Below are 1,602 nucleotides of genomic sequence, written 5' to 3'. Positions count from 1 at the left end.
GGGTCGAGTCGGTGGTAGGAGCGGGCTATGGAGGTGCGGACGTCGAGTGTGGGGTCTTCGTCGCTGGCGAAGGCGTCCAGGATGTTGTCTGTGGAGGGGGTGTATTCGTCGGCGAGGCTGGTCAGGTGCATCTGGGGGCGGTAGGCGGCGCGGGCGGCGATGTTGGCCAGGGCCAGGGGAAGGCATCCGGCGAAGGCGATGATGCGGTCGACGGCTTCGGGTTCGGCCGCGGTCCTGGCTGCTCCGAGCCGGCGGGCCAGGAAGCTGCGTGCCTCGTCCTGGCTCAGCGGGAGCAGGGTCAAGGGCAGGGCCTGGTAGGCGGCTACCAGTGCGTGAAGCTGCATACGGCTGGTGATAAGGGCCATGGAACCCGCGCTGCCCGGCAGGAGATCCTTCACCTGGTCGGTGCCGGCGGCGTTGTCGAGCACGACGAGCATGCGCCGCTTGGCCAATAGGCCCCTGAACATCAGCCCCCGCGCCTGCGTGCTTGGCGGCATGGCCTCAGGCCGTACCCCGAGGGAGTGCAGGAAGCCTGCCAGGACCTCGCCCGGATCCCTCGGCTCCAACCCGGGCCCCGCACCGTGCAGGTCCGCGAAAAGCTGCCCGTCGGGGAACCGCTCGGCCAGACGGTGACCGGCCGCGGTCGCGAACGCCGTCTTGCCCACGCCCGCCATCCCCCCGACCACGCAGATCGCCACCGACGACGACGCCTGCGCATCCTCCGCCAACCGCTCCACCTGCCCCTGCTCCTTCTCACGCCCCACCAGAGCGGGCAGAGCAGCCGGCAACTGCGCCGGCACCTGAGCAGACACCGCACGCCCCTCGGCCAGACGATGGCTGGTACGCGGGAGCTGAAACCGCCCCGACAGGATCCGTTCATGGACCTGCTGCAGCTCCGGTGAGGGATTGACACCAAGACGCTGGCGCAGCAGATGACTGGTCGTGTGGTAGATCGTCAGCGCCTCCGACTGCCGGCCCGCCCCGTACAGGGCGGTCATAAGAAGCCCGCACACACGCTCACGCAGCGGATGCTCCACCAGCAAAGCCGACAACTCCGCCGCGGCCTCGGCATAGTTGCCCCGCTCCACCTCGCACGCCAGCTGCTCCTCCGCACAGGCAAGCCGCAGCTCGCCAAGGACACCACGCTGCGTCTCGGCGAACGGCCCCGGAACCCCGGCAAGCGCGACACCGTTCCACATACCAAGACTCTCGGACAAAAGATCCGCCGCCAGCGTGAGATCCCCGCCGCTACGAGCCTCCCGCGCCTTGGCCGCAGTCTCCTTGAAACGGTTCAGATCCAACGCCTCAGGCCTGATATGGAGCAGATAGCCCCCATCGATCAGCCGGACACAGCTGTCACTCAGCCCACCCAGAGACTGCCGCAGCCGATAGACGTACGTACGTACCGAACCCACAGCCGACGGAGGAGCCTCATCCCCCCACACATCATCCACCAGCGTCGACAGATTCACCGGCCTGCCCGCCCTGAGCAACAACGAAGCAAGAACCGCACACTGCCTCGGCTGCCCCGCCACCTCCTCCACCCCCTGCCTCAGCAGTCGAACCGGGCCGAGGACCGAGAACTGGATGCCTGCGCGCATG

1 protein-coding gene is annotated in these 1,602 nt (G+C 68.2%); it reads right to left on the bottom strand.

The annotated features are described in order from the left end of the window. A partial coding sequence (locus ADL25_RS09865) for an AfsR/SARP family transcriptional regulator (protein ID WP_234380794.1) occupies positions 1-1,544 on the bottom strand: 1,544 nt, incomplete at its 3' end. Between the last annotated feature and the right edge of the window lie 58 nt (positions 1,545-1,602).

The organism is Streptomyces sp. NRRL F-5122 (assembly GCF_001507435.1).
Lineage (GTDB): Bacteria > Actinomycetota > Actinomycetes > Streptomycetales > Streptomycetaceae > Streptomyces > Streptomyces lannensis.
The sequence above is the reverse complement of the archived record's forward strand: the minus strand, read 5'-3'. Positions and strand labels throughout refer to the sequence as shown.